The following is a 24,665-nucleotide window of genomic DNA, read 5'->3' on the forward strand; positions in this document are numbered from 1 at the left end:
ACTCTTTAACCAGACTGTTAGAGTATTTTAACAAAACAGGCTCATTCAACTATTTGAATATCAAGACTTTCTCTTTATTTCTTATCCCGAACTCAGGTTGGTTTAAGGTTTTGAGCGAGCGTCTCGATAGTATCGGAGTGCTCACCGTGCTTGATGCTATGGCGCTTGAATTGTTGGTTGGTGCTTATATCGAGTGGAGACGTCACCGTGACGTTATCGAGCAGGAGGGGGAGTCTTACAAAACCACCTCGGCTGATGGCAGCGTGATGATCCGTCCTCATCCGCAAGTTGCCATGATGGCTGATGCGTGGAAGCGTATTTGCAGGATGCAAGCCGAATTCGGCATGACGCCAGCGAGTCGCTCAAAAGTCAATGTTAACGAAGCAGAGACCATAGATCCGTTCGCGGCCTTGTTAAGCAAAAGGGAGGACTGATGGCAACGGTTGCCGAAGGTATCCGCTATGCCGAGCGCGTGGTGTCTGGCGAGATACTAGCGTGTCAATATGTCCGTCTGGCCTGTCTACGCTTTCTGGATGACCTTAAAAACGGCGAAGAGCGCGGCATTTATTTCAGCCAGCCTCGCGCCCAGCATGTACTTAATTTCTATAAAGTTATCCCCCACGTCAAAGGTAATCTTGCTGGTCAGTCGATTGATCTGATGGATTGGCACACCTTTATTCTGATCAATATTTTTGGTTTCGTTATTCCATTGATTGACGAGAAAACCGGTGAAATGGTTCTTAAGTCTGACGGCAGCGGCAAGCCTGTGATGGTACGGCGTTTTCGTACTGCCTACAACGAAGTGGCGCGAAAGAACGCCAAGTCCACGCTTTCATCGGGGATTGCCCTGTACATGACGGGGGCGGACGGCGAAGGGGGTGCAGAAGTCTATTCCGCAGCGACCACGCGAGATCAGGCTCGCATTGTATTTGATGATGCCAAGAGCATGATTAAAAAGGCTCCATTAACACTTGGACGTTTTTTTGAATTTAACAAGCTGGCTATCTATCAGGAACATTCTACCTCTCGTTTTCAACCGCTATCCTCAGATGCTCACAGCCTGGATGGTTTAAATATTCACTGTGGCATAGTGGATGAACTTCACGCTCACAAAACCCGTGATGTGTGGGATGTACTGGAAACAGCAACCGGGGCTCGTCTGCAATCGCTAATTTTTGGTATCACCACGGCGGGATTTAACAAGGAAGGCATTTGCTACGAACTTCGAGACTACGCCATTAAGGTATTGCGCGGTGTTGATAGCAAGGTTGAAGGGGCAATCAAAGATGATACCTTTTTTGCCATCATCTATACGCTCGATGAAAACGACGATCCCTTTGATGAAAGCGTCTGGTTAAAAGCGAATCCCGGATTGGGTATCTGTAAACGCTGGGATGATTTACGCCGCTTGGCAAAAAAAGCACAAGAGCAGGTTTCCGCCCGTGTGAACTTTTTTACCAAGCATATGAATATGTGGGTGACGGCGGAATCAGCATGGATGGACATGATCAAGTGGGAAAAATGCAAATATATCGCGCCACAGTATGAATTAAACACCTATCCACTGTGGGTAGGCGTTGATCTATCAAACAAAATTGACATTTGTGCGGCAGTTAAAGTCTGGCGGACGAATGAGGGTCATGTTCCTCTCGATGGTAAATTCTGGCTCCCAGAGGGACGGCTAGCGCGCTGCTCACGCCAAATGGCAGAAATGTACCGCAAGTGGGCGGCGCTGGACATGCTTACTTTGACGGAGGGGGATGTTATCGACCATGCGCAAATCAAGGAAGCGCTACAGGCTTGGGTGTCAGGCGAAAGTTTGAAAGAAATTGCTGTCGATCCGTGGAGTGCGACCCAATTCAGTTTATCGCTTGCTGAAGCGGGTTTGCCGCTGGTTGAGGTGCCGCAAACGGTAAAAAACTTATCCGAAGCCATGAAAGAGGTGGAGGCGCTGGTTTATAGCGAACGTCTGCATCATACACAAAATCCGTTAATGAACTGGATGATGTCGAATATCACGGTGAAAATCGATAAAAACGACAATATTTTCCCCAATAAATCAACACCTGAAGCAAAAATTGATGGCCCTGTGGCCTTATTTACCGCGATGAGTCGCGTATTAGTTAATGGTGGCAACAAAACTGATTTTCTCTCAACACTGGATCCTATCGAAGATCTCCTAATGCTATGAAACATTTAATCATTGATATTATCGGGCTGGTCGGTTTTGGCTTGCTCTCCGCTGGAGTGTACCTGCAATTTGGTCTGCCCTGTTCACTGATGTTTTCCGGTACTCTCGTGCTGGCATGGGCGCTATTAGCCGCCATGAGGAGGAGACATGCTACTTGATGCCATTTTCCGCCATGAACCACTGGAAAACCCCAAAACGGGCATGAGTACAGAGATGGCAGAGACAGACGGACTATTCCGATCAGGCACCTACGTTAATCCTGAAACCGCGCTGAAACTGGCTGCCGTCTATTCCTGTATCACCGTGCTAGCGTCAAACATTGCCCAGATGCCGCTGCATGTGATGAGAAAAACGGATAAAGGCGTCGATATTGCCCGCGATCATCCTGCGTTCTATCTGGTTCATGATGAGCCAAATACGTTGCAAACGAGTTACAAGTGGCGGGAATTAACGCAACGGCATATTTTGGGCTGGTGCAATGGTTTTACGCGCGTGATGCGTTCTCGCCGCGGCGAGGTGCTATCACTGGAAGCCTGTATGCCGTGGGAAACCACACTGATGAATACGGGAGGACGCTATACCTACGGCGTTTACAACGAACAAGGCCATTTTGCGGTATCGATGGACGATATGATCCACATTCAAGCACTGGGCAATAACCAGAAAATGGGGTTAAGTCCGATTTTGCAACATGCTTATACGATTGGCATCGGCATGAGTGGACAACACTATACTGCCAGTTTCTTTGCTCGTAATGGGCGACCTAGCGGCATCGTTTCAGTAAAAGGAGAAATTAAAGACGACGGCTGGCTACGATTAAAGGCGCTATGGACCAATGCTATGTTGGCATTACGGCGTGAGGAGAATAAAACGCTATTTTTGCCAGCGGATTTAGATTACAAGGCGCTGACCGTTTCGCCAGTCGATGCACAAATTATCGATATGATGAAACTCAATCGTTCCATGATTGCCGGTATTTTTAATTTGCCGTCACATATGATTAACGATTTGGAGAAAGCCACCTACAGCAATATCACTGCACAAGCCATTCACTTTGTACGTTATAGCATTATGCCCTGGGTGGCTAATTGGGAGCAGGAGCTTAATCGGCGTCTATTTACTCGCGCTGAGCGACGTGCAGGCTTTTACGTACGTTTTAATCTCGCTGGTTTGATGCGCGGAACCCCCCAAGAACGTGCTCAATTCTATCATTACGCCATTATTGATGGTTGGATGAGTCGCAATGAAGCACGGGCCTTTGAAGACATGAATCCAATAGATGGACTGGATGAAATGCTGGTGAGCGTTAATGCCGCCAACCCAATCCCTTTAACGATCGATGAAGAGACAAAAGAAAAAATCAAAGAGGAAATTGCCGATGCTTGACAGGGAAACGCGCTGTTATAGCGGAAATATTAGAACGGAACAACAAGATGCCCACCCCTCACGAATTATTGGCTATGGCTCTGTGTTCAATAGTCGCTCCGAGCCGCTATGGGGTTTTAGAGAAATCATAAAGCCCAACGCATTTGATGGTGTGCTTAATGATGATGTGAGAGCGCTATTTAATCACGATGCCAATTTCATTCTTGGCCGCACGGTAGCCGGAACACTGGCGTTATCGGTGGATGAACGCGGTTTGCAGTACGACATCTGTGCACCCGATACCCAGATAATCCGCGATTTGGTGCTGGAGCCAATGCGAAGAGGCGATATTGACCAATCATCATTTGGATTTCGCGTTGCTCACGATGGTGAGCATTGGTATGAGGACGACGAAGGCATTGTAATACGTGAAATCCATCGGTTTTCCCGGCTTTTCGATGTCAGTCCCGTCACTTATCCGGCCTATCAGGATACGGACTCGGCTGTCCGATCACTAAAAGCCTGGCAGGAAGCAAAAGAAACCGGTGTGCTTCAACACGCCATCAACCAAAGAATGGCGCGCGAGCGTCTATTGACTTTATTAAATGTTTAAAGGATACAAGATGAAACTCCACGAGTTGCAACAAAAACGCCAGACTGTAGCGACCGATATGCGGGCGCTCAATGAAAAAATTGGCGATAACGCCTGGACGGATGAACGACGTACTGAATGGAATAAGGCCAAGGCATTGCTGCAAAGTATCGATGAACAGATAACCCGTGAAGAGGAATTACGCCAACTGGATCAGGCGGTTGTCGATGAGCGGGCCGACGAACAGCGTCAGGCACTGAATAAAGCCAACCCAGAACAGGAAAGCGAGCGACGCACCGCTGCGTTTGACAAATTCTTGCGTTGTGGGCTGGGTGAGATGAGTCCAGAAGAGCGGCAAGCATTGCGAGAGCTTCGCGCACAAGGTACGACACCTGAGGACAAAGGCGGCTATACCGTCCCGAAAGTGATGTTAAACAAAATCGTCGATTCAATGAAAGCCTATGACGGTATTGCCAGCGTAGCACAAATTCTCATGACATCTGACGGCCAGACGATTAATTGGAGCACATCGGACGGGACAGCCGAAGAAGGTGAATTGTTAGCAGAAAACACAGCAGCCAGTGAAGGTGAGGTCACCTTTGGTACAGCCAGCCTGGGTGCAAAAAAGTTATCATCAAAAATGATTAAAGTTTCCAATGAATTATTGCAAGACAGTGGCGTTGATATTGAGGGCTACCTGGCTGCTCGTATTGCCCAACGGCTGGGACGCGGCGAAGCAAAATATCTGGTGCAAGGTAGTGGTGCGGGTACCCCCTTGCAACCCAAAGGACTGGAAGCTTCGGTGACCGGGACAACAAATACCGCAGCAGTAGACAAGTTCACGTGGCAAGAAATATTGGCATTAAAACACAGCATTGACCCGGCTTATCGTAATGGCGGCACCTTCCGTTTGGTGTTTAACGATAATACGTTAAAAATGCTCAGTGAAATGGTAGATACCCAGAAGCGCCCCCTATGGCTACCGGAAATTGTCGGCGTTGCGCCTGCAACGGTGCTTAATATCCCTTATGTGATTGATCCGGCCATTGCCGATATCGGTAAAGGGAAAAAGTTCATTTACTGCGGTGACTTTAACCGTTTTATCGTCCGACGCGTTAGCTATATGACGTTAAAACGCTTGGTTGAGCGTTATGCCGAGTATGACCAGACTGCCTTTGTCGCTTTTCATCGATTTGATTGTGTGCTGGAAGATACAGCCGCTATCAAGGCGCTGGTTGGCAAGCCCACTTAATCCCTGGACGACTTAAAAAACCAAGATGACCGCCATTTGCGGTTTTTTTATGCCCGTCATTCGGCGGGCATAGGAGCTACTTATGTTGCTAAAACTGGAAGAAATTAAGGCACAATGCGGAGTGGAACCCGATATGACGGATGCAGATGCTTTGCTTGAATTTTATGGCAGCGCTGTACAAGCGAGAACCGAAACGTATTTGAATCGAAAATTGTACGCACCCAAATCCGCAATCCCTGCTGATGACCCTACCGGCATGCATCTCACGGATGATATCAAACTCGCCATGTTGTTACTGGTCTCGTATTACACCGAAAATCGCTCGACAGTATCGGAGGTACAAAAAATCGAGTTGCCGATGAGTTTTAAATGGAATGTGCAGCCTTATCGGATTATCCCGCCATGAAACTACGACATGTAGAAACCAGTGCCACGTATAGGTATCCCGATCCAGGAGAACTCAATACGCGGATTACGGTTCGTCGTCATCGGAATACGCCTGATGACAAGGTGGGATTTGATGATAGCTATCCTGATGGCTTTAAGGCATGGGCAAAGGTCATGCAGGTTGGCGCAACAATCTATCAAAACTCTGCGCAACTTAATGATTTAATCACCCATTTTATTACGCTTCGTTATCGCCACGACCGTCATATTAAGCGTGATTATCAAGTGATTATTCAAGATAAGGTGTTCCAGGTTAAGCGAGTCCGTGACACGAGTTTCGCACCAATAAAAAAACGCGCTATTTTTAAGTTTAATTCAGCATAATATGTAAATAGATAAAACCTTATAAATTAAATATAACTTATTGTAAATTAAGTGAATTTATGCATTTCAGTAACTTGCAGATTAATCATTACTTTTAAGCCATTTCTAGAATTTTATAGGCCTGTGCGAAACTCGTGTAAAGATAACGCTGCTGGTGGTATAAATATTGGCGGGAGTTACTGCCAGAAACCAATAACCAAAATTAGAAATAGTCTGTAAAATACCGAAAATAAGTAAGGCTTTAAATAACGACATTTTTTGCATAATATAGCCGCCATATAAAGCGCCAAGAATAGTTGCAAATAGTCCAAAAGTTTTATTAATGGTGCCAACTTCAGCCAGCGAAAAGCCAAGTTTATTTAACCTGAGTTCGGGATAAGAAATAAAGAGAAAGTCTTGATATTCAAATAGTTGAATGAGCCTGTTTTGTTAAAATACTCTAACAGTCTGGTTAAAGAGTAGAGCATTGTTAAACAATTATGGAAAATCTTACTGAACTTTATTGCCTGATGGATGATTTTTGCAAAGACTTCGAGCCAAAAATGCATGAATATTTGCTGACTAACGGTACTAAGCGTCGTAGACGGTCTACTCAGCTTTCGTTGGCGGAAATGATGACACTGGTTGTGTTGTTTCATCAACTCCGATTCAGGCAATTCAAGGTATTTTATCTCTATTATGTCCGCTTATATCTCCGGAAGGAATTTCCTAACTTGCCATCCTATTCACGCTGTGTAGAGTTACTTCCGCGTAGTGCCTTAGCGTTAACGGCACTGTTTGAGTCAATTAAGGGAAAATGCACGGGGCTATCGGTTGCCGATTCTACTCCGATAGCGGTGTGTGATAACTTACGGATCCGCAGACATAAAGTCTTCAATGGGATAGCTGAACGGGGAAAAAATTCAACAGGTTGGTTCTTTGGTTTCAAGCTTCATGTAATTATCAATCATTTGGGGGAAATACTCAGTTTTCGACTCACACCAGGAAACACCGATGATCGGAAACCATTGCCTGAGCTGACAAAGGATCTTTCTGGTTGTTTGTACGCAGATAAAGGGTATTTATCGGCTTCACTGAAACAGCAACTCAAAACGATGGGAATTAGCCTTATAACGAATATCAAGAAGAAAATGAAGCCTATTAAACAGACTTGTTTCGACAAAGCCATCTTGCGTCATCGTTCTGTCATTGAAACGGTATTTGATGAGTTAAAAAATCTTTGTCAAATAGAGCATACGCGACATCGCTCTCCGGCTAACTTTGTAGTGAATTTATTAGGCGGACTGGTTGCATATTGTTTAATGCCATCTAAACCAAAGATACCTGTTGCAGGTACGTATCTTCAAGTATAATTGATAATGCTTATCCCGAACTCAGGTTATTTAATAGGAAATTGGTACTCAGTGCCATAACAAATGCATCACCCATTTTATAAAAAATGATCAATAACAAGGTGATCCAGGCATTATTACGACTAAAAAATTCGACAAAGGGTTCATAGATAGCTTCATACAGCCACGAGTTTCGCACCAATAAAAAAACGCGCTATTTTTAAGTTTAATTCAGCATGATATATAAATAGACAAAACCTTATAAATTAAATACAAATTATTGTAATTTAATAAAATTTATGTGTTTTAGTAACTTACAGATTAACCATTGCTTTTAAGCCATTTCTAGAACTTTATATGCCTGTGCGAAACTCATGGTTTTGGGTGGTGGCGATTTTATTAGTGGTTCTTTAGCGGACAGTGTTGCATAGAGACCAATTAGCATTAGGCTGGCCATCAGTAGATAGAGTTGCTGCCAAGTAACAAAATGGTCGACCAATCATAAAGCCAATCCGCCTGAAACCAACATACTAATACGATAACCCATAACGGATATTGCCGCGCCGGCGCCGCGCTCTTCTGTTGACAATAAATCGGTTTTATAAGCATCAAAAACAATATCTTGTGAGGCGGAACAGAAAGCGACCAGCACCGCAGCAGCTGCCAACCACCAAAGATGCTCTTTGGGATCGATAAACCCCATCGCCGCAATGCTGATAATCAGTAAAATCTGAGTGGTTAATAACCAACCACGCCGGCGACCTAGCCAGGGCAGGGTGTAGCGATCCATTAATGGTGACCAAAGAAACTTTAATACATAAGCCTGGCCGACTAATGAAAAAAAACCGATCGTTTTAATATCAATATTTTCGACGGTTAACCAGGCTTACAAAGTACTTGCGGTAAGTGCCAGCGGTAACCCTGACACAAAACCTAGCAAAAGCAGCACTCGGGAACGATGTTGGGTAAAAACGGTCAGGTAGTTTTTTTTCATAGTCGTACTGTTGCTCTGTTATTGTCAGACAGAGCGATTGCTGGCAGCACTCTCACTTAACACGCTGAAAAATTCATTGTGCGTTTTGTTTTATAAACTGGCTTGTTTCAGGATCATTAGCCATATCAGCAATAATGTCGGTTAAAGCTTTATTGATAGCTGAAGCAATTTTTTCGTTACTAGCATCAAGAGGCCCTTGTTCATTATAGCTACGCGTATAGGTACGTGTACTGGTTGACCCATTAGATGCCATAGCTAAGACACCAATCGCAACATCGATAGTGATATTATGACGTATAAGCTGCCTTCTTGTACATCGGCATACAGCTTATTTAGCGCAATTTGTAAATTAATATTAGCCGGAGCACTAACTGTATAACCTCTGGCGATCATCTGTTTTTCTAATGCTTCTTGTAAAAGATAGCGTAAATCGCGAGAGGGTTTTAATACCGCTAGTGCTGCATTACGATTAATTTCGGTAAGTGCCGTTGAGCTTCTTTTATCAATGCTAGTAATATTTATTGAAACTGCTCTTATGGTTGGATCTTGAGTTGGCAGGCTAATATTTGGCTCGATAGACAGGGTGTTACTTGGGGCAACACATCCTATTAAACTCAATGAGATTAACAGAGCAATGATTAGATGAAAGGTATTTTTTAACATGTTTTCTCAACCTATTTTGGTATTACTTGATTTAATCGTTACCATACTTTGGTATTTTACTGTTAGTATGCCAGAAAGTTATCGGCATTTGGTGAAGAAACCTACTAAAAAATTGGTCTGGATTATGCTTTAATCGTAATTTAGTAATATCTAATCCTATTTCTAACCGATATTGGATAAATCGTAGTGAGTTATAATAAAAAACAGATTAATCATTTTTGCTGGCATATATATTTACTTAGTAAATTAAGTCGAAAGAGTCTATTAATATGGTAACTAAACCTATGCAAACCATGTGTAAGCAAATTGAAGAAAAACTGGAATACGCTTTTTCACCGGTATATTTGATGGTATTAGATGAAAGTGATCAACATAATGTTTCGCCGGGTACGGAAAGTCACTTTAAAGTTATTTTAGTGACAGAAAAATTTGCAGCACAAAGGATGGTTGCTCGTCACCGAGCTGTTTATCAATTATTAGCAGATGAATTATCTAATAGTGTTCATGCATTGGCATTACATGCTTATACCCCAACTGAGTGGCAACAGCGCCAACAGCAGGTTTTTTCTTCACCAGCTTGCCGTGGCGGAGAGTAAGTCAATCGAGGTTAAGAAATAGATAATTATGCTGACTTAACCAGATATTATTTAGCAGTAATTGCTGGTATAAAATATTTTTATCGTTATATCTTACCGTGTTAGTCATATCAATTTTGCTACAAAAGCCAGTATTTAGAACGTTTACTATTTATTATTCACCTTTGCTCGACTCACCCCATATGCATCTGTATAATGTCGCGTCTAATTTTCTATAAGGTTTCGGAACGCTTCTACTTAACAGGGAGCCTCAAAAATAGAGGGTAAACCCGGGTTTGGGGAGCAGTATGTTATCAGGAAATGTCTGATAACATTCACTCTGGAGTTGTCCGAGTACTAAGATTCTTTTGAGGTAACAAGATGCAAGTTTCTGTTGAAACAACTCAAGGCCTGGGGCGTCGTGTAACAATTACCGTTCCTAATGCTGATATTGAAAAAGCGGTGAATAGTGAATTAATTAATGTGTCAAAAAAAGTGCGCATTGATGGTTTTCGTAAAGGCAAAGTGCCAATGAATGTCGTTAAACAACGTTATGGTACTTCTGTATTGCAGGACGTGCTGGGCGATATAATGCAGCGTAATTTTGTCAGTGCAATCATAGAACAAAAAATTAATCCAGCTGGGGCACCAAAATATCAACCTGAACAATTTAAAACGGGTGAAGATTTTACCTATACCGTTGAATTCGAAGTCTATCCAGAAATTGAGTTAAAGGGTTTAGAAAATATCAAGGTTGAAAAACCTATTGTTGCGGTAAAAGATGAAGATGTTGACACCATGCTGGAAACATTACGCAAGCAACAAGCTACTTGGCAAGAGATAAAAGAAAAAGTTGCTGCAGATTCGCGAGTGACTATCGATTTTAAAGGCACAATTGATGGTGAAGTGTTCGAAGGTGGTAATGCGAACGATTTTGTGCTGGTAATGGGTGAAGGTCCTATGATACCTGGTTTTGAAGATGGTATTATGGGTCATCAGGAAGGTGAAGAATTTACTATTGATGTCAATTTTCCAGCCGATTATCACGCAGAAAATTTAAAAGGTAAAGCGGCTAACTTTGCTATCACTTTGAAGAAAGTGGAACAACGTGTATTACCAGAACTGACTGAAGAATTTATCAAACAATTTGGTGTTCCTGACGGTTCGATGGAGAGTTTACGTGCAGAAGTACGCAAAAATATGGAACGTGAACTAAAAACAGCTGTTCGTAATCGAATTAAGACGCAAGTACTTGATGGTTTAGTTAAGGAAAACGAAATTGAGGTGCCTATTGCTGTTGTTGACAGTGAAATAAATGTACTACGTCGACAAGCTGCACAACGTTTTGGTGGCAACGAAAAACAAGCGTTAGAATTACCACGTGAAATATTTGAAGAGCAAGCTAAACATCGCGTTATTGTTAGTTTATTATTAGGTGAAGTTATCAATAAAAACTCTCTAACTGCAGATGATGTTCGTGTAAAGTCACTGATTGAAGAGATGGCTTCAGCTTATGAAGATCCCACTGAAGTGATCGAATACTATAGCAAAAATAAAGAGTTAATGGATAGTGTCCGTAATTTGGCGCTAGAAGAACAAGCCATTGAAATATTATTAGAAAAAGCGGAAGTAACAGATAAAGAAACTCAATTCCAAGAGTTAATGAATCAGGCTCAGATGAGGTAATTGCTGAGTAGTGAAATGCTATTATCTGGTTTTGTGAAAACCCGTGGTTTTATGCTACGGGTTTTTTATCGTTAAAAAACTTTTCTTTTTTCTTGAAAAAAGAAAAGAATAACCCCAAATAATTTTCTATATTGTTGTATGACTTTCTTCATAAGGGCGAATATCCCTTTATGAATAATGGTTAAGTTTGTAATTATAGTCATTCTTATTTATCTCGAGTAGAATTAGATAGATTGGGCACCATAAAGCGTTTAATTAGGAGATGGAAATGTCATATCATAACAATCAAGATCAACTTGCGCCGCATATGGCATTGGTGCCAATGGTAATCGAGCAGACTTCACGCGGTGAACGTTCTTATGATATTTATTCGCGCCTACTAAAAGAAAGAATTATTTTTTTAACAGGTCAGGTCGAAGATCACATGGCAAATTTAGTGGTTGCTCAAATGCTGTTTTTAGAAGCTGAGAACCCTGATAAAGACATTCATCTTTATATTAATTCACCGGGTGGCGTCATTACGGCAGGTATGTCAATTTATGACACGATGCAATTTATTAAACCTGACGTTAGTACAATTTGTATGGGGCAAGCGTGTTCGATGGGCGCTTTTTTGCTTACCGCCGGTACTAAAGGAAAACGTTATTGTTTGCCCAATTCTCGTGTCATGATTCACCAACCTTTAGGTGGATTTCAAGGACAAGCGTCGGATATCGAAATTCACGCCAAAGAAATTTTAAAAATTAAATCGCGTATGAATGAATTAATGGCTAAACATACGGGTAAAAAAATAAAAGAGATTGAGAACGATACCGAACGGGATCGTTTTTTATCTGCAGAGGAAGCAGTTAGTTATGGTTTGGTAGATAAAATTTATACTAATCGTAATTAATTTACATAAATGTATGGCATGCCTGATATAGTTATATACATGATTAATTAGTAACAGTTTTCTGTTACCCTCTTTGTTGAAATTAGGGTGATGGTTAAAAAAGTGAGGTTATCTGAATGACAGATAAACGCAAAGAGAGTTCAGGAAAGTTGCTGTACTGCTCCTTCTGCGGAAAAAGCCAGCATGAAGTTCGTAAGTTAATTGCTGGTCCGTCAGTTTATATCTGTGATGAGTGTGTTGAGCTCTGTAACGATATTATTCGAGAAGAAGTTAAAGAGATTGCACCACATCGTGAGCGCAGCGCATTACCGACACCCCATGAAATTCGTTATCATCTTGATGATTATGTTATTGGCCAGGAAAATGCCAAGAAAGTATTGGCGGTAGCCGTTTATAACCATTATAAACGCCTACGTAATATTTCTAACGAAGGGATGAATGGTGAAGGGGTAGAGCTAGGTAAAAGTAATATTTTGCTTATTGGGCCGACGGGCAGTGGTAAGACACTATTAGCTGAAACTTTGGCTCGTTACCTGGATGTACCATTTACCATGGCTGATGCGACAACATTAACGGAAGCCGGTTATGTTGGAGAAGATGTAGAAAATATTATTCAGAAACTTCTACAAAAATGCGACTATGATGTAGAGAAAGCACAGCGTGGTATCGTCTATATTGACGAAATTGATAAAATATCCCGTAAATCTGACAACCCGTCAATTACACGCGATGTTTCAGGTGAAGGCGTTCAGCAAGCTTTACTTAAACTTATTGAAGGTACCATTGCAGCAGTGCCCCCTCAAGGAGGCCGTAAACATCCACAACAGGAATTTTTGCAAGTCGATACTTCTAAAATTCTATTTATTTGTGGTGGTGCATTCGCAGGTCTTGATAAAGTGATTGGCCAACGGTTAAATACACGTTCAGGTATTGGTTTCTCTGCTGAGGTCAAAAGCGAATCCGAGCGAGCGACTGAAGGTGAGTTACTTTCTCAAGTGGAACCAGAAGATTTAATTAAGTTTGGTTTGATTCCTGAATTTATTGGTCGTTTACCTGTCGTAGCTACTTTAGGCGAATTAAGTGAAGAAGCATTAATTCAGATTCTGAAAGAGCCTAAAAATGCGTTGACTAAACAATATCAAGCACTTTTTGAACTTGAAGGCGTTAATCTTGAGTTTCGTGAAGAAGCATTGAAAGCAATTGCGAAAAAAGCCATGTCGAGGAAAACCGGAGCACGTGGTTTGCGTTCTATTGTGGAAGGCGCTTTGCTAGAAACTATGTATGATTTGCCATCAATGGAGCATGTTGAGAAGGTAGTGATTGATGAAATGGTGGTTGCCGGTCAATCAGAACCTTTAGTGATTTATAGTCAACCTGATATACAAGCATCAGGTGAAAAATAAATCTTAATGCTTTTCTTAGTTGAATTGTGTAATGCAAAATGAGGGTTTTCCCCTCATTTTGTGTTTAATACCGAATCAGGCTATTGAATATCAAAATTTTGTCCCCATGTAACTCTATATTTAAACTGAGGTTTCTCAAAACTTTTAAGGAAACCCTAAAATTGGCATAAGCTAAACGAAGAGAGAACCTTATGAATCTTGAGCGTTCCGAACGCATTGAAATTCCTGTACTGCCTCTGCGAGATGTCGTGGTTTATCCACATATGGTGATCCCATTGTTTGTTGGCCGCGAAAAATCGATTCACTGTCTTGAAGCTGCAATGGATCAGAATAAACAGGTCATGTTGGTGGCTCAAAAAGAAGCATCGACTGATGAGCCAGGTGTAAATGATCTTTTCTCTGTAGGGACAGTTGCTTCTGTTTTGCAGATGCTAAAACTACCAGATGGTACGGTTAAAGTCTTAGTTGAAGGTCTGCGTCGTGCAAAAATCACTATGCTAACAGATAATGGAGAATATTTCATTGCCCAGGCTGAGTATTTTAGTTCTCCGACTGTTGATGAAAAAGAGCAAGAAGTCTTAAATCGGACAACCATTAATCAGTTTGAAGGCTATATTAAACTGAATAAAAAGATCCCACCTGAAGTATTAACATCATTGCATTCTATTGAACAATCGGACAAATTGGCTGATACAATCGCTTCTCATATGCCGTTAAAACTAGCGGATAAACAGCGTGTATTAGAAATGGCTGATGTGGTTGAGCGCCTTGAATATTTGATGGCAATGATGGAGTCTGAAATTGATTTACTGCAGGTTGAAAAACGTATTCGTAATCGCGTTAAAAAGCAGATGGAGAAAAGTCAGCGCGAATACTATTTGAATGAGCAGATGAAAGCAATTCAGAAAGAATTAGGTGAGATGGAAGACGCGCCTGATGAATATGAAATGTTCAAGCGCAAAATCGAAGAAGTTAAAATGCCTAAGGAAGCTCTGCAAAAAGCGGAGGCAGAATTACAAAAATTGAAAATGATGTCACCTATGTCTGCTGAAGCGACAGTTTTACGGAGCTATATTGATTGGATGGTGGAGGTCCCGTGGAATGCTCGTAGTAAAGTTAAAAAAGATTTGCTGAAAGCTCAGGAGACACTGGATAGCGATCATTATGGTTTAGAACGTGTTAAGGAACGTATTCTTGAATACTTAGCTGTACAAAGTCGCGTGAGTAAAATTAAAGGGCCAATTTTATGTTTGGTCGGACCGCCTGGTGTTGGTAAAACATCATTGGGTCAATCAATTGCTAAAGCGACAGGGCGTAAATATATTCGTATGGCACTTGGTGGTGTCCGTGATGAAGCAGAAATTCGTGGACATAGACGAACATACATTGGCTCTATGCCCGGGAAACTTATTCAAAAAATGGCAAAAGTGGGTGTTAAGAACCCCTTATTTTTGTTAGATGAAATTGACAAAATGTCTTCGGATATGCGTGGCGATCCGGCATCGGCTTTACTTGAAGTACTTGATCCAGAACAGAATGTTGCGTTTAATGATCACTATTTAGAAGTTGATTATGACCTTTCTGATGTGATGTTCGTTGCGACTTCAAATTCGATGAACATTCCAGCACCGTTATTAGATCGTATGGAAGTGATTCGTCTTTCAGGTTACACCGAAGATGAAAAACTTAATATTGCCAAAAAACATTTGTTACCTAAACAGATTCAGCGAAATGCATTGAAAAAAGGCGAGCTTACGATCGACGATAGCGCAATTATTGGTATTATTCGTTATTATACCCGCGAGGCTGGTGTTCGTGGTTTAGAACGTGAAATTTCCAAATTATGCCGTAAAGCAGTAAAAGCACTACTGATGTATAAATCATTGAAACACCTTGTCATCAATGAAGATAATCTAAAAGACTATCTTGGTGTGCGTAAAGTTGATTACGGTCGTGCAGATACCGAAAATCGTATCGGTCAAGTGACGGGTTTAGCTTGGACAGAAGTTGGTGGCGATTTATTAACTATTGAAACCGCTTGTGTACCTGGCAAAGGTAAACTCACTTATACCGGATCGTTAGGTGAGGTTATGCAAGAATCTATTCAAACGGCGTTAACTGCAGTTCGGGCGCGAGCAGAAAAGCTGGGTATTAATGCTGATTTCTACGAAAAACGGGATATTCATGTGCATGTACCTGAGGGAGCAACACCAAAAGATGGTCCCAGTGCAGGAATTGGAATGTGCACAGCGTTAGTTTCTTGTTTGACCGGTAATCCTGTACGAGCAGACGTAGCGATGACTGGTGAGATAACATTACGAGGATTAGTGTTACCAATTGGTGGTTTAAAAGAAAAATTGTTAGCCGCTCACCGTGGTGGTATAAAAATCGTGCTAATTCCCGATGAAAATCGTCGAGATTTGGAAGAAATACCCCAAAATGTTATCGCAGATCTAAAAATTTACCCGGTAAAGACCATTGAAGAGGTTTTTTCTATTGCACTACAAAATCCCCCCTTTGGGATGGAGATAGTGACTAAAAAATGCTCTTAATGCATTGATTTAAATTAAAAATTTCACATAAACTTAAAACTGATAAATCTTAAATGATTTATCAGTTTTTTTTATCTACTAAATAAATTAAGTAAACAAATCTATAATTATTTGGCTGTAATATGTTTTCTTGCCATACTTTTGTAGTATTGATACGACGGTGTCATCTTTTTGTGAACCGTTAGCAATATGTTTGTTTAATCCATAATTAATAAAATGGGGATGATAAGCGTGAAAAAGAAAGAGCTAATAGAAAAAATTGCTAAAGAGTCAAAGGCTGCTAAATCAGTCTCTGAGAGCGTGTTAAATGCATTTCTCAAAATTGTATCTCAAACTCTCAAAAAAGGAGATAAAATTCAGTTAATAGGCTTTGGTGCTTTTGAAAGTAAAGAGCGCCCAGCACGTACTGGACGTAATCCTCAAACAGGTAAGGCTATTAAGATAGCTGCGGCAAAGGTACCGACATTTAAAGCCGGCCAAGGATTAAAAGATGCTGTTAACGGCCACAAGAAAAAATAAGGATTGCGGCATACTGTTAACGGATAAACTAAAACCGAATCAATTGTTTTAGTAAGTTAGGATAGAGCGCATCATAAAGGTGATGCGCTTTTTTCTTTTACGCTAAAATAGCGTATTATGCGTCTATTTACTTTGACTAAAACGGAGAGTAGCCTCTTTATGATGGACAACCTACGCACGGCGGCGAATAGTCCTGTGCTAAAAATAGTATTTGTGATTATTATCCTATCTTTTGTGCTTACCGGCGTTTGTGGTTACCTGATTGGCGGTTCAAGTAATCACGCGGCGAAAGTGAATGGCACAGCAATTAGTCAAGTTCAATTACAGCAAGCTTTTCAGCAAGAAAAGCAAGCATTACAAGAACGACTAGGTAATCAATTTGCTGAAATTGCCAGCAGCGAGCAAGGGATCCAGATGCTGCGTCGTCAAGCTTTAGAACGTTTAATTGGTGTGACATTGCTCAATCAATATTCAAATCAATTGGGTTTAACGGCGAGTGATGAGCAAATTAAGCAAGATATCTACAACATGCCGATATTTCAGACTGACGGGCATTTTGATAGTGAAAAATATCGGGCTATTTTATCTCAACATAATGTTAATGCCGATGATCTTGCCCAAGAAATACGACAAAATTTGATTAACCGTCAACTCAGTAAAATGTATGTGACAGATGAATTTGTCTTACCTGAAGAAATTAAGTCCTATGCTGAGTTACTTTTACAGCAACGTGAAGTAAAAACAGCAACTATATCGCTTGCTAACTATCAATCTAAACAAACGGTGACAGATAAAGAATTACAAGATTACTATAATACACATCAGAACAGTTTTATTTCACCCGAACAGGTACAGGTTAGTTATATTAAGTTAGATGCCGCTTCTCAACGTGAAAATGTGGCAGTCAAAGATGAAGAGCTGAAAAGCTATTATGAGCAAAATATAGCTAATTTTACGCAGCCTGCGCAAAAACATTACAGCATGATCCAATTGGCAACAGAAAAAGAAGCCGATTCCGTTGCTAAAGAATTGGCTGGTGGGGCTGATTTTAAGCAATTAGTTACCGAAAAATCGACAGATAAATTTAGTGCAGCAAATCATGGTGCTCTTGGTTGGATGGAGGTGACTTCAACGCCAAGTGAAATTATTGCTGCGAATCTAACTAAAAAAGGACAGGTTTCTGGCGTAATAAAATCGGCTAGCAATTATATTATATTTCGTCTTGATAATATTAAACCTGAAGTAATAAAACCTTTTCAGTCAGTAAAAACTGAGATTGCCGATAGCCTAAAAAATGAAAAAGCGATTAATGCATTTTATTCATTACAACAAACTGCAAGTCGCGTGGCGATGGATGATAACGAATCATTAGCAGCAGCTGAAAAAGTTACTGGTATTAAAGCGGTAACAACAGATTGGTTTAGTCGTAATAATCTTCCTGAAGAAATAAGATTTGATAAAGTGGCTGATTCTATTTTTAACGGCAACTTATTAGATAAAAATGGGCCAACAGGTATTAACTCAGATGTTATTAATGTAGATGGTGATCGTGCGTTTGTTATTCGAGTTGAAAAATATAAACCAGAGGTAACACAACCATTCGATGAGGTGAAAAAATCAGTAGCTGAATTAGTCAAGCTTAATAAAGCTACAAAAGAGATGGAAGCAGAGGGCAATAAATTGCTGAGCGCATTAAAACAAGGGACAGATGCAGCGGCTTTGGCAAAACAGTGTATTACCTTTGGTGAGGCAAAGATTATCAAACGTTTTGATCAAAATGACTCATTGGCTGAGCAAATTTTTCAGATGCCAATTCCTAAAGAAAATACACCGACTTATCTCAGTAGCAAAGATAGCAAAAATAATTTAGTTATTATTCAATTGGTCAAAGTTACTCAGGGGCAACCGACGGAAGATGAATTAAAAGTCTTTTCGCAACGCTATAAAATGATACTTGGCGATGTGATGATGGAATCACTGATGTTGAATTTACGTGATAAGGCTAAAGTCGATTTAGGCCGAATTGAGTAATTTGCGATCGACTTCCACATAATTTTATACAATTACATAAATTAGAGGCTGCGCTTGTGCAGCCTCTTGCTGTTATATCATTTTATTGTCGTAATGTTTTTTTATTCTTGTATCTTATTCATTGCTTAGGTGTGCCACGAATGCACCCTGAGGCAAATAAGGGTGCAATGCTGTGCGAGAGATGAGGGTCGGCCCCTCGGAGGCGGTGTCCAGACGCAGCCTTCAAACTACCCTGAGCTGCTGCTGTTAAGAGCGGTGGTGGTGAGCGTCAGGGAAAAGGCGTAGTCAGATGTGTCATGTATGTGTTGTGAAGATGAACGAAAGTGAACTGTAGATGCAGTGTCGAAAGGAACAAGATGATGTCAAAAACGCGCTTTTTAAGCGGTGCGTGATAAGTCCAGCGGTTATCTGGTTACTGGCTGGTCGGCATCCGGCATATAGACAGCATGAGCATAACACAGGCTCTGGCATGGAACGTGGGAACCTGTCGTCCCGATGCGAAGGGAGCGGCGTCGAACAGAAGCCCTGTGAGCGCCTAAGTACCAATGCGGGGCACAGGGGCAGATGGTTCCGTAGTAGTGATGAAACGCCTGTAATGGGCGTGGAGCGAAGGGGGCCAGTCGTTGGGGCTGTATTACAGGTCAACCGCGCAAGCGGGAGGAGCCTGTGAGCCAGTCCAAACCGTTTGCGTTATCTAGACAGGCTGTCTGGTGTGCGTACAAGAAGGTAAAAGCCAACAAAGGCAGTGCCGGAATCGATGGTCAGTCGATCGAGGAATTTGATAAGAACCTCTTGGGGAACCTATACAAAATCTGGAATCGAATGGCTTCGGGCAGCTATATGCCGCCAGTAGTTCGGCGTGTTGAGATACCAAAGGCGACGGGTGGAACGAGACCGCTGGGGATACCTACGGTCTCGGATCGCATCGCGCAGATGGTGGTCAAAAACATGCTGGAGCCGATTCTGGAGCCACTATTCCACGATGACTCCTGGCTACCGCCCACACAAATCTGCGCACGATGCCCTGAAGCTAGCCCGGCAACGATGCTGGCGCACTGACTGGGTGCTGGATGTAGACATCAAAGGGTTCTTCGATAACATCGATCATGAGCTCCTGATGAAGGCGGTGCGCAAGCACACGGATTACAAGTGGGTGTTGCTCTACATTGAGCGATGGCTGACCGCTTCGGTACAGATGCCGGATGGGACTGTGCAGACAAGGGATAAAGGTACGCCTCAAGGGGGCGTCATTAGTCCGTTGTTGGCAAATCTGTTCCTGCACTATGCATTCGACATGTGGATGAAACGGGAATTTCCTGTCGTCCGGTTTGAGCGATACGCTGATGATATTGTCTCCACTGCAAGAGCCATGCGCAGGCAATGATGTTGCGTGGCAGGCTCAGAGCGCGCCTGGGTGAATGTAAGCTGGAAATGAGTCCGGGCAAGACGAAAGTCGTCTACTGCAAGGACAGGGAAAGAACGGGGGCATATCCTGAAATCAGCTTCGACTTTCTGGGCTATACATTCAGGCCAAGAAAGTCATTATCGAAAGAGGGAGAGCTGTCAGTGAATTTCCTGCCAGCGATAAGCGCCAGAGCTGCGAAGGCAATCCGGCAGACGGTACGGGGCTGGGATCTGAGTCACAAAACTCCGTTGTCTTTGGAAGTAATGGCACGCTGGCTCAATCCCATGTTACGAGGTTGGATTAAGTATTATGGACGCTTTTATCGGTCAGCGATGGACTGTATAGCCAGTCATATAGATCTGCACCTTGCGAAATGGGTCGCCCGCAAATATAAGCGGGTACACGGTAGCCTGGCTCAGGCATATGAATGGTTGAGAAGGATACAGAGCGCTAAGCCCTGTCTGTTTGCACACTGGGAAATTTGTACGCGGCGTGAATGGTCAACGACAAGAGCCGGATGACGGGAGACTGTCACGTCCGGTTCCGTGGGAGCGCAGGGGGGAAGTTCCCTTGCGCGACCCGATAGTATCAGATCGAGATTAGAAACTGCCTCATCAAGGATCAGCAATTTAGGCTCCACAACCATAGCGCGTGCCAGGCATACACGTTGTAACTGACCACCGCTTAGTTGAGGTGGACGTTGATTGAGTAGAAAACTATCCAATTCAACAGCATTTAGCATTTTAGTTATGCGTGCATGCTGTTCCTTTTTAGTTAGCGATAAAAGGTGACGAATGGGTTCACGAATAATTTCGTCTATGGTTTTACGTGGGTTAACGGCAGTTATCGGATCTTGAAATACGATCTGAACATCTTTACGAAATTGGCTAATTGCTTTTCCTTTCAGCTTGGTTAGAGAAGTTCCGCACCAGCGGATCTCGCCACAACTAGGCGAGATAAGACCCACCAATAAACGTGTTAGCGTACTTTTTCCACAACCACTGCGACCCAATAAAGCAACGGTTTCTCCAGCCTTTAGTGTTAGCGTTATTTGGTTTCACGAGTTTCGCACAAAACTAATTTGGGTACGCTAATAAAACACGGATTTGCTCAGTAATAGCACTTTTGATTACGTCCCAATTTTGTTGATAAAGGGTTATTTTTTCAGATATACGACGTTTATGTTGTTCAAACCACGCAGAAATAGCGAGAAGAATATGATTTCTTTGCGCTCGGCTCGTGCGAGCCTGACAGCGTTCAATACCACAGTTTTGTTTAACTTCTCGATGATAAACTTCAACAGACCAACGGGCATCCATGATAGATTTGAGGTATTGACGGGTGGGATTCTCTTTGTTTGTTACTATGTAATCAATACGGCCGTTTTTGGCTGTAAATTTGAAAACGGTTACCCAACCATATCCTCGCAAGTGTATTGACGTTCCTTCTTCTGAGATGTCTAACTTGTTCAGTTCACGAGTTTCGCACAGGCATATAAAATTCTAGAAATGGCTTAAAAGCAATGATCAATCTGCAAGTTACTAAAACACATGAATTTTCTTAAATTACAATAAGTTGTATTTGATTTATAAGGTTTTATCTATTTATATATTATGCTGAATTAAACTTAAAAATAGCGCGTTTTTTTATTGGTGCGAAACTCGTGCAGTTGTTTGTTATGGTTAACAATCCTATTTTTCCTCAGCGTGGTTACCCAGATCCAACCATGAGAGCGAATTGATTTCAGGTTATCCAGGCTAGAATACCAAGCATCCATCACTACGGCTTCTGGCATGATCCCTCTTTTTTTAGCAAGAGTGAGCATTTCGGAAAAGTGCGTGTTTTTTGTTTTTCCATCAGAATCTTTATCATAAATAAGATAATTGATAGGAATTGATTCAACCTTCGTCAGATCATGCCAAAGCAAATTAACTAAACCTATGCCAGCAATAACATCATGTTCATTACCTGAATATTGATAATGGACCATCACTATTTTTTTACTACGTGTTTTGGCAATCAATGTATCATCGGCAATTAGTACGCAAGGGCTTTTTTTGTCTATAGAAGGTTCAACTAATCGCCATAGGTCTTTAGGTCTAAAACATCTACTTTTTAGCCATCGGCTAACAGTGTTATGAGATAAAGGCGATGGGCTTACTTCTGATAACGCTAAACCAGAGTATCTTAAACTGCTTACTTGTAAGAATGTTTTATAGATATCTTTAATACACGAGTTTCGCACGGGCATATAAAATTCTAGAAATGGCTTCAGAACAATAATTAATCTGTAACTTGCTAAGACGTATAAATTTACTTAAATTACAATAAGTTATTTTTAATTTATGAGATTTTTTCTATTTATATATTATGCTGAATTAAACTTAAAAATAGAGCGTTTTTTTATTGGTGCGAAACTCGTGTAATACATGGATAACCCGACAAAATATGAACACCCTGATTTTTTCTTGTTTTTAAATTTATACTTCTTTTTTGGAGATTGCGAAACTCGTGGGTTTAAAAGCAGGGGTTGATCGGGATGTCGCTACCAATGTAAAAATGATCCACTTGCTAATGTAAAACTGATCCACTAAGAGTAAATATGGCAGTTTTAAGGTACTGCCGATGATAACATTGGAGATCAGAGTGGAAATTTCTGTTTTACATCGCCAGGGTATGTCTATACGTGCGATTGCGCGACGGCTTTCATGCTCAAGAGTAACCGTGAGGCGATATCTTCGTAGCACTGAAGCGGCGGCGAATATGCGTTATAAATCGAGAGCGCCTAGACCCGGTAAGTTGGATCCCTTCAAGGTATATATTCTCGAACGCGTAGAGGCGGCCAGACCTGATTGGATACCGGCCTGCGTATTGCTACGGGAGATCCGTGAACGAGGCTACACAGGCAGTTATAGCTTGCTGACCGCTTTTCTTCATCCTATGAAAAAAACCGTTATTGAAGATGTTGTCCGCTTTGAGACTGAACCCGGTGAACAGATGCAGGTTGACTTCACGATTATCAGACAGGGGAAGAATCCTTTGATGGCATTCGTTGCCACGTTAGGCTGGAGTCGCTCCACTTTTGTTAGGTTTTACACCTGTCAAAATTCAGCAGCCTGGGGCGACGGGATTGAGTCAGCCCTACAGTATTTTGGCGGTACGCCTCGTCAGCTGCTATTTGATAATCCGAAGACCATTATCATTGAGCGTGATGTTTATGGTCCTGGTAAACACCGCTGGAACCCACAGCTTATCAAACTTGCCGAAAAATATGCTTTCAGTCCGAAAGTCTGCCGTCCATACAGGGGGAAGACTAAAGGTAAGGTTGAACCTTTTGATCACTATCTTAAGAACAGTTTCATTGTTCCACTAACCGCGTTATTTCGTCAGGCAGGGCTTACTTTGGATGCTACCGCCGCCAACTCACGTATTGGAGACTGGCTGAGTACAATAGCTAATGTACGTAAACACGGCACTACGGGTGTATCGCCGGAAGAGCGCATGCTACAAGAACGCTTGGCACTGTTGCCGCTGCCGAAAGTCATGCAAGCATTTCCTTTACCGATACATCAGACTCGCCCCATTCCTATCGAGAGCCTACAACATCCTTTGTCCGTCTATCAGTCGATTCTGGAGATGCCGATATGAATCTTCAGTATGAACGCATCGAAAAATTCTACCAGCAGCTTAAACTGGACAGACTAAGCACAGAGTGCCCAGCTGTAGCGCAAGGAACTGTCGACAAGAACGGTACACTCGCTGACTTTCTAGAGTCTGTTTTACGACACCAGTATGAAGGACTTACTGAACGTCGGCGTCAAACGATACTCCGTTTATCTGGGCTGCCAGTGATAAAGACGTTGGAGCAGTTTGATTACAAATATGCCAGCGGTGTTCCCCGTAACCAAATACAGGAACTGGCTGGACTGGCTTTTATTGAGCGCCAGGAGAATACGTGTTGCTAGGTCCGTCTGGTGTCGGTAAGACCCACCTTGCTACTGCCATCAGCTATAGGGCTGCGATGCAGGGATTAAGCATCCGTTTTCTAACTGCGGCGGACATGATGTTGCAGCTGCTTACCTCTCATCGACAAGGTGACCTTAAAGGATATCTTACCCGAGTTATCAGTAAACCTAGACTATTGATTATCGATGAAGTTGGCTATTTACCTTTTGGCAAGGAAGAAGCAAACCTGTTCTTCCAGGTGGTGGCAAAGCGATATGAAGCGGGTAGTGTGCTCTTAACTAGTAACCTGTCTTTTGCTCAGTGGTCAAGTACATTTGGTGACGATGAGACGCTAACAGCGGCTATGCTGGATAGATTGCTGCACCATGCACATATTGTACAGATTAGTGGACAAAGTTATCGGTTAAAAGACAAGCTAAAAAGCGGTCAGCTACATAAAAAATTGAAACCGGAACTTAGCGAGTAAATTAAAGGGGG

At 42.1% G+C, this 24,665-nt stretch carries 21 protein-coding genes and 6 pseudogenes; 20 read left to right on the forward strand and 7 right to left on the reverse strand.

What is annotated here, in order from left to right; translation table 11 throughout:
• The first annotated feature begins 53 nt into the window (after positions 1-53).
• From V3224_RS11995 to V3224_RS12025, 7 genes are all read left to right on the forward strand, one after another.
• Complete coding sequence (locus V3224_RS11995; protein ID WP_334470719.1) at positions 54-434, forward strand: phage terminase small subunit P27 family; 381 nt, start codon at positions 54-56, stop codon at positions 432-434.
• A complete protein-coding gene (locus V3224_RS12000) occupies positions 434-2,191 on the forward strand; it encodes a terminase large subunit (protein ID WP_334470720.1) in 1,758 nt (585 codons plus the stop codon). Before V3224_RS11995 ends, V3224_RS12000 begins: the two co-directional genes overlap by 1 nt.
• 147 nt (positions 2,192-2,338) lie before the next feature.
• Entirely contained in the window at positions 2,339-3,577 is a 1,239-nt protein-coding gene (locus V3224_RS12005; protein ID WP_334470722.1) for a phage portal protein, read from the forward strand.
• On the forward strand, positions 3,570-4,169 hold the full coding sequence (locus V3224_RS12010; protein WP_334470724.1) for an HK97 family phage prohead protease: 600 nt from the start codon (positions 3,570-3,572) through the stop codon (positions 4,167-4,169). The genes V3224_RS12005 and V3224_RS12010 overlap by 8 nt, the downstream gene beginning before the upstream one ends.
• Positions 4,170-4,179: 10 nt before the next feature.
• Entirely contained in the window at positions 4,180-5,400 is a 1,221-nt protein-coding gene (locus tag V3224_RS12015; protein WP_334470726.1) for a phage major capsid protein, read from the forward strand.
• 82 nt (positions 5,401-5,482) lie between these two features.
• Positions 5,483-5,806: a head-tail connector protein gene (locus V3224_RS12020; RefSeq protein ID WP_334470728.1), complete on the forward strand. Its 324-nt coding sequence runs from the start codon at positions 5,483-5,485 to the stop codon at positions 5,804-5,806.
• Complete coding sequence (locus V3224_RS12025; RefSeq protein WP_334470729.1) at positions 5,803-6,171, forward strand: head-tail adaptor protein; 369 nt, start codon at positions 5,803-5,805, stop codon at positions 6,169-6,171. Before V3224_RS12020 ends, V3224_RS12025 begins: the two co-directional genes overlap by 4 nt.
• Positions 6,172-6,309: 138 nt before the next feature.
• Here the strand turns inward: V3224_RS12025 and ampG are convergent.
• Positions 6,310-6,534, reverse strand: a pseudogene (gene ampG / locus V3224_RS12030) (muropeptide MFS transporter AmpG); the annotation flags it as partial.
• A 116-nt stretch (positions 6,535-6,650) separates the two neighbouring features.
• Between ampG and V3224_RS12035 the strand changes: the two are divergent.
• Entirely contained in the window at positions 6,651-7,523 is an 873-nt protein-coding gene (locus V3224_RS12035) for an IS982 family transposase (protein WP_334467716.1), read from the forward strand.
• Between the two features lie 10 nt (positions 7,524-7,533).
• Here V3224_RS12035 and V3224_RS12040 read toward each other — a convergent pair whose 3' ends face one another.
• From V3224_RS12040 to V3224_RS12050, 3 genes and pseudogenes are all read right to left on the reverse strand, one after another.
• The gene (locus V3224_RS12040; RefSeq protein WP_442890273.1) at positions 7,534-7,701 is read right to left on the reverse strand and encodes a hypothetical protein; all 168 of its coding nucleotides are present in this window, start codon (positions 7,699-7,701) and stop codon (positions 7,534-7,536) included.
• Between the two features lie 165 nt (positions 7,702-7,866).
• A pseudogene (locus V3224_RS12045) lies at positions 7,867-8,496 on the reverse strand (MFS transporter); the annotation flags it as partial.
• A gap of 73 nt (positions 8,497-8,569) precedes the next feature.
• Positions 8,570-9,159: pseudogene (locus V3224_RS12050) on the reverse strand (YajG family lipoprotein).
• Positions 9,160-9,452: 293 nt separating this feature from the next.
• On the opposite strand from V3224_RS12050, the gene bolA reads away from it, so the two are divergent.
• From bolA to V3224_RS12100, 10 genes are all read left to right on the forward strand, one after another.
• On the forward strand, positions 9,453-9,755 hold the full coding sequence (gene bolA, locus V3224_RS12055; protein ID WP_334470907.1) for a transcriptional regulator BolA: 303 nt from the start codon (positions 9,453-9,455) through the stop codon (positions 9,753-9,755).
• Between the two features lie 360 nt (positions 9,756-10,115).
• On the forward strand, positions 10,116-11,420 hold the full coding sequence (tig, locus tag V3224_RS12060; RefSeq protein WP_334470731.1) for a trigger factor: 1,305 nt from the start codon (positions 10,116-10,118) through the stop codon (positions 11,418-11,420).
• Positions 11,421-11,688: 268 nt separating this feature from the next.
• A complete protein-coding gene (gene clpP / locus V3224_RS12065; protein ID WP_310512948.1) occupies positions 11,689-12,312 on the forward strand; it encodes an ATP-dependent Clp endopeptidase proteolytic subunit ClpP in 624 nt (207 codons plus the stop codon).
• 116 nt (positions 12,313-12,428) lie between these two features.
• A complete protein-coding gene (clpX, locus tag V3224_RS12070) occupies positions 12,429-13,715 on the forward strand; it encodes an ATP-dependent protease ATP-binding subunit ClpX (RefSeq protein ID WP_334470732.1) in 1,287 nt (428 codons plus the stop codon).
• 191 nt (positions 13,716-13,906) lie between these two features.
• Positions 13,907-16,267, forward strand: a complete 2,361-nt coding sequence (gene lon, locus V3224_RS12075; RefSeq protein ID WP_334470733.1) for an endopeptidase La — start codon at positions 13,907-13,909, stop codon at positions 16,265-16,267.
• A 231-nt stretch (positions 16,268-16,498) separates the two neighbouring features.
• Positions 16,499-16,786 (forward strand): HU family DNA-binding protein, encoded by a 288-nt coding sequence (locus tag V3224_RS12080; protein WP_032115129.1) that lies wholly within the window; start codon positions 16,499-16,501, stop codon positions 16,784-16,786.
• A 117-nt stretch (positions 16,787-16,903) separates the two neighbouring features.
• Complete coding sequence (gene ppiD, locus V3224_RS12085) at positions 16,904-18,817, forward strand: peptidylprolyl isomerase (RefSeq protein WP_334470736.1); 1,914 nt, start codon at positions 16,904-16,906, stop codon at positions 18,815-18,817.
• Between the two features lie 666 nt (positions 18,818-19,483).
• Positions 19,484-19,876 carry a hypothetical protein gene (locus V3224_RS12090; RefSeq protein ID WP_334468885.1) on the forward strand — a complete coding sequence of 131 codons (393 nt, stop codon included), beginning with the start codon at positions 19,484-19,486 and terminating at the stop codon, positions 19,874-19,876.
• A complete protein-coding gene (locus tag V3224_RS12095; RefSeq protein WP_334470738.1) occupies positions 19,800-20,201 on the forward strand; it encodes a reverse transcriptase domain-containing protein in 402 nt (133 codons plus the stop codon). Before V3224_RS12090 ends, V3224_RS12095 begins: the two co-directional genes overlap by 77 nt.
• Positions 20,201-20,743 carry a group II intron maturase-specific domain-containing protein gene (locus tag V3224_RS12100; RefSeq protein WP_334470740.1) on the forward strand — a complete coding sequence of 181 codons (543 nt, stop codon included), beginning with the start codon at positions 20,201-20,203 and terminating at the stop codon, positions 20,741-20,743. The genes V3224_RS12095 and V3224_RS12100 overlap by 1 nt, the downstream gene beginning before the upstream one ends.
• 62 nt (positions 20,744-20,805) lie before the next feature.
• Here V3224_RS12100 and V3224_RS12105 read toward each other — a convergent pair.
• The 3 genes and pseudogenes from V3224_RS12105 to V3224_RS12115 form a co-directional block, all read right to left on the reverse strand.
• A pseudogene (locus tag V3224_RS12105) lies at positions 20,806-21,273 on the reverse strand (ATP-binding cassette domain-containing protein); the annotation flags it as partial.
• 25 nt (positions 21,274-21,298) lie between these two features.
• Positions 21,299-21,694 (reverse strand): annotated as a pseudogene (locus V3224_RS12110) (transposase); the annotation flags it as partial.
• A gap of 155 nt (positions 21,695-21,849) precedes the next feature.
• Positions 21,850-22,473 carry a transposase gene (locus V3224_RS12115; protein WP_442890280.1) on the reverse strand — a complete coding sequence of 208 codons (624 nt, stop codon included), beginning with the start codon at positions 22,471-22,473 and terminating at the stop codon, positions 21,850-21,852.
• Positions 22,474-22,847: 374 nt separating this feature from the next.
• On the opposite strand from V3224_RS12115, the gene istA reads away from it, so the two are divergent.
• Together istA and istB are read left to right on the forward strand one after the other, a co-directional pair.
• Positions 22,848-23,870 carry an IS21 family transposase gene (istA, locus tag V3224_RS12120; protein ID WP_334470746.1) on the forward strand — a complete coding sequence of 341 codons (1,023 nt, stop codon included), beginning with the start codon at positions 22,848-22,850 and terminating at the stop codon, positions 23,868-23,870.
• Positions 23,867-24,654, forward strand: a pseudogene (istB, locus tag V3224_RS12125) (IS21-like element helper ATPase IstB). The gene istA and the pseudogene istB overlap by 4 nt, the downstream one beginning before the upstream one ends.
• The last annotated feature ends 11 nt before the right edge of the window (positions 24,655-24,665 follow it).

The organism is Arsenophonus sp. PmNCSU2021_1 (assembly GCF_036919435.1).
In the GTDB taxonomy this organism is placed as follows: domain Bacteria; phylum Pseudomonadota; class Gammaproteobacteria; order Enterobacterales; family Enterobacteriaceae; genus Arsenophonus; species Arsenophonus nilaparvatae.

Bases quoted from the DNA above. Each gene is read 5' to 3' on its own strand.
- V3224_RS12000 (WP_334470720.1), top strand. From the start codon at position 434: ATGGCAACGGTTGCCGAAGGTATCCGCTATGCCGAGCGCGTGGTGTCT.
- V3224_RS12005 (WP_334470722.1), top strand. From the start codon at position 2,339: ATGCTACTTGATGCCATTTTCCGCCATGAACCACTGGAAAACCCCAAA.
- V3224_RS12010 (WP_334470724.1), top strand. From the start codon at position 3,570: ATGCTTGACAGGGAAACGCGCTGTTATAGCGGAAATATTAGAACGGAA.
- V3224_RS12015 (WP_334470726.1), top strand. From the start codon at position 4,180: ATGAAACTCCACGAGTTGCAACAAAAACGCCAGACTGTAGCGACCGAT.
- V3224_RS12020 (WP_334470728.1), top strand. From the start codon at position 5,483: ATGTTGCTAAAACTGGAAGAAATTAAGGCACAATGCGGAGTGGAACCC.
- V3224_RS12025 (WP_334470729.1), top strand. From the start codon at position 5,803: ATGAAACTACGACATGTAGAAACCAGTGCCACGTATAGGTATCCCGAT.
- V3224_RS12035 (WP_334467716.1), top strand. From the start codon at position 6,651: ATGGAAAATCTTACTGAACTTTATTGCCTGATGGATGATTTTTGCAAA.
- bolA (WP_334470907.1), top strand. From the start codon at position 9,453: ATGTGTAAGCAAATTGAAGAAAAACTGGAATACGCTTTTTCACCGGTA.
- tig (WP_334470731.1), top strand. From the start codon at position 10,116: ATGCAAGTTTCTGTTGAAACAACTCAAGGCCTGGGGCGTCGTGTAACA.
- clpP (WP_310512948.1), top strand. From the start codon at position 11,689: ATGTCATATCATAACAATCAAGATCAACTTGCGCCGCATATGGCATTG.
- clpX (WP_334470732.1), top strand. From the start codon at position 12,429: ATGACAGATAAACGCAAAGAGAGTTCAGGAAAGTTGCTGTACTGCTCC.
- lon (WP_334470733.1), top strand. From the start codon at position 13,907: ATGAATCTTGAGCGTTCCGAACGCATTGAAATTCCTGTACTGCCTCTG.
- ppiD (WP_334470736.1), top strand. From the start codon at position 16,904: ATGCGTCTATTTACTTTGACTAAAACGGAGAGTAGCCTCTTTATGATG.
- V3224_RS12095 (WP_334470738.1), top strand. From the start codon at position 19,800: ATGACTCCTGGCTACCGCCCACACAAATCTGCGCACGATGCCCTGAAG.
- V3224_RS12100 (WP_334470740.1), top strand. From the start codon at position 20,201: ATGTTGCGTGGCAGGCTCAGAGCGCGCCTGGGTGAATGTAAGCTGGAA.
- V3224_RS12115 (WP_442890280.1), bottom strand. From the start codon at position 22,473: ATGCCCGTGCGAAACTCGTGTATTAAAGATATCTATAAAACATTCTTA.
- istA (WP_334470746.1), top strand. From the start codon at position 22,848: ATGATAACATTGGAGATCAGAGTGGAAATTTCTGTTTTACATCGCCAG.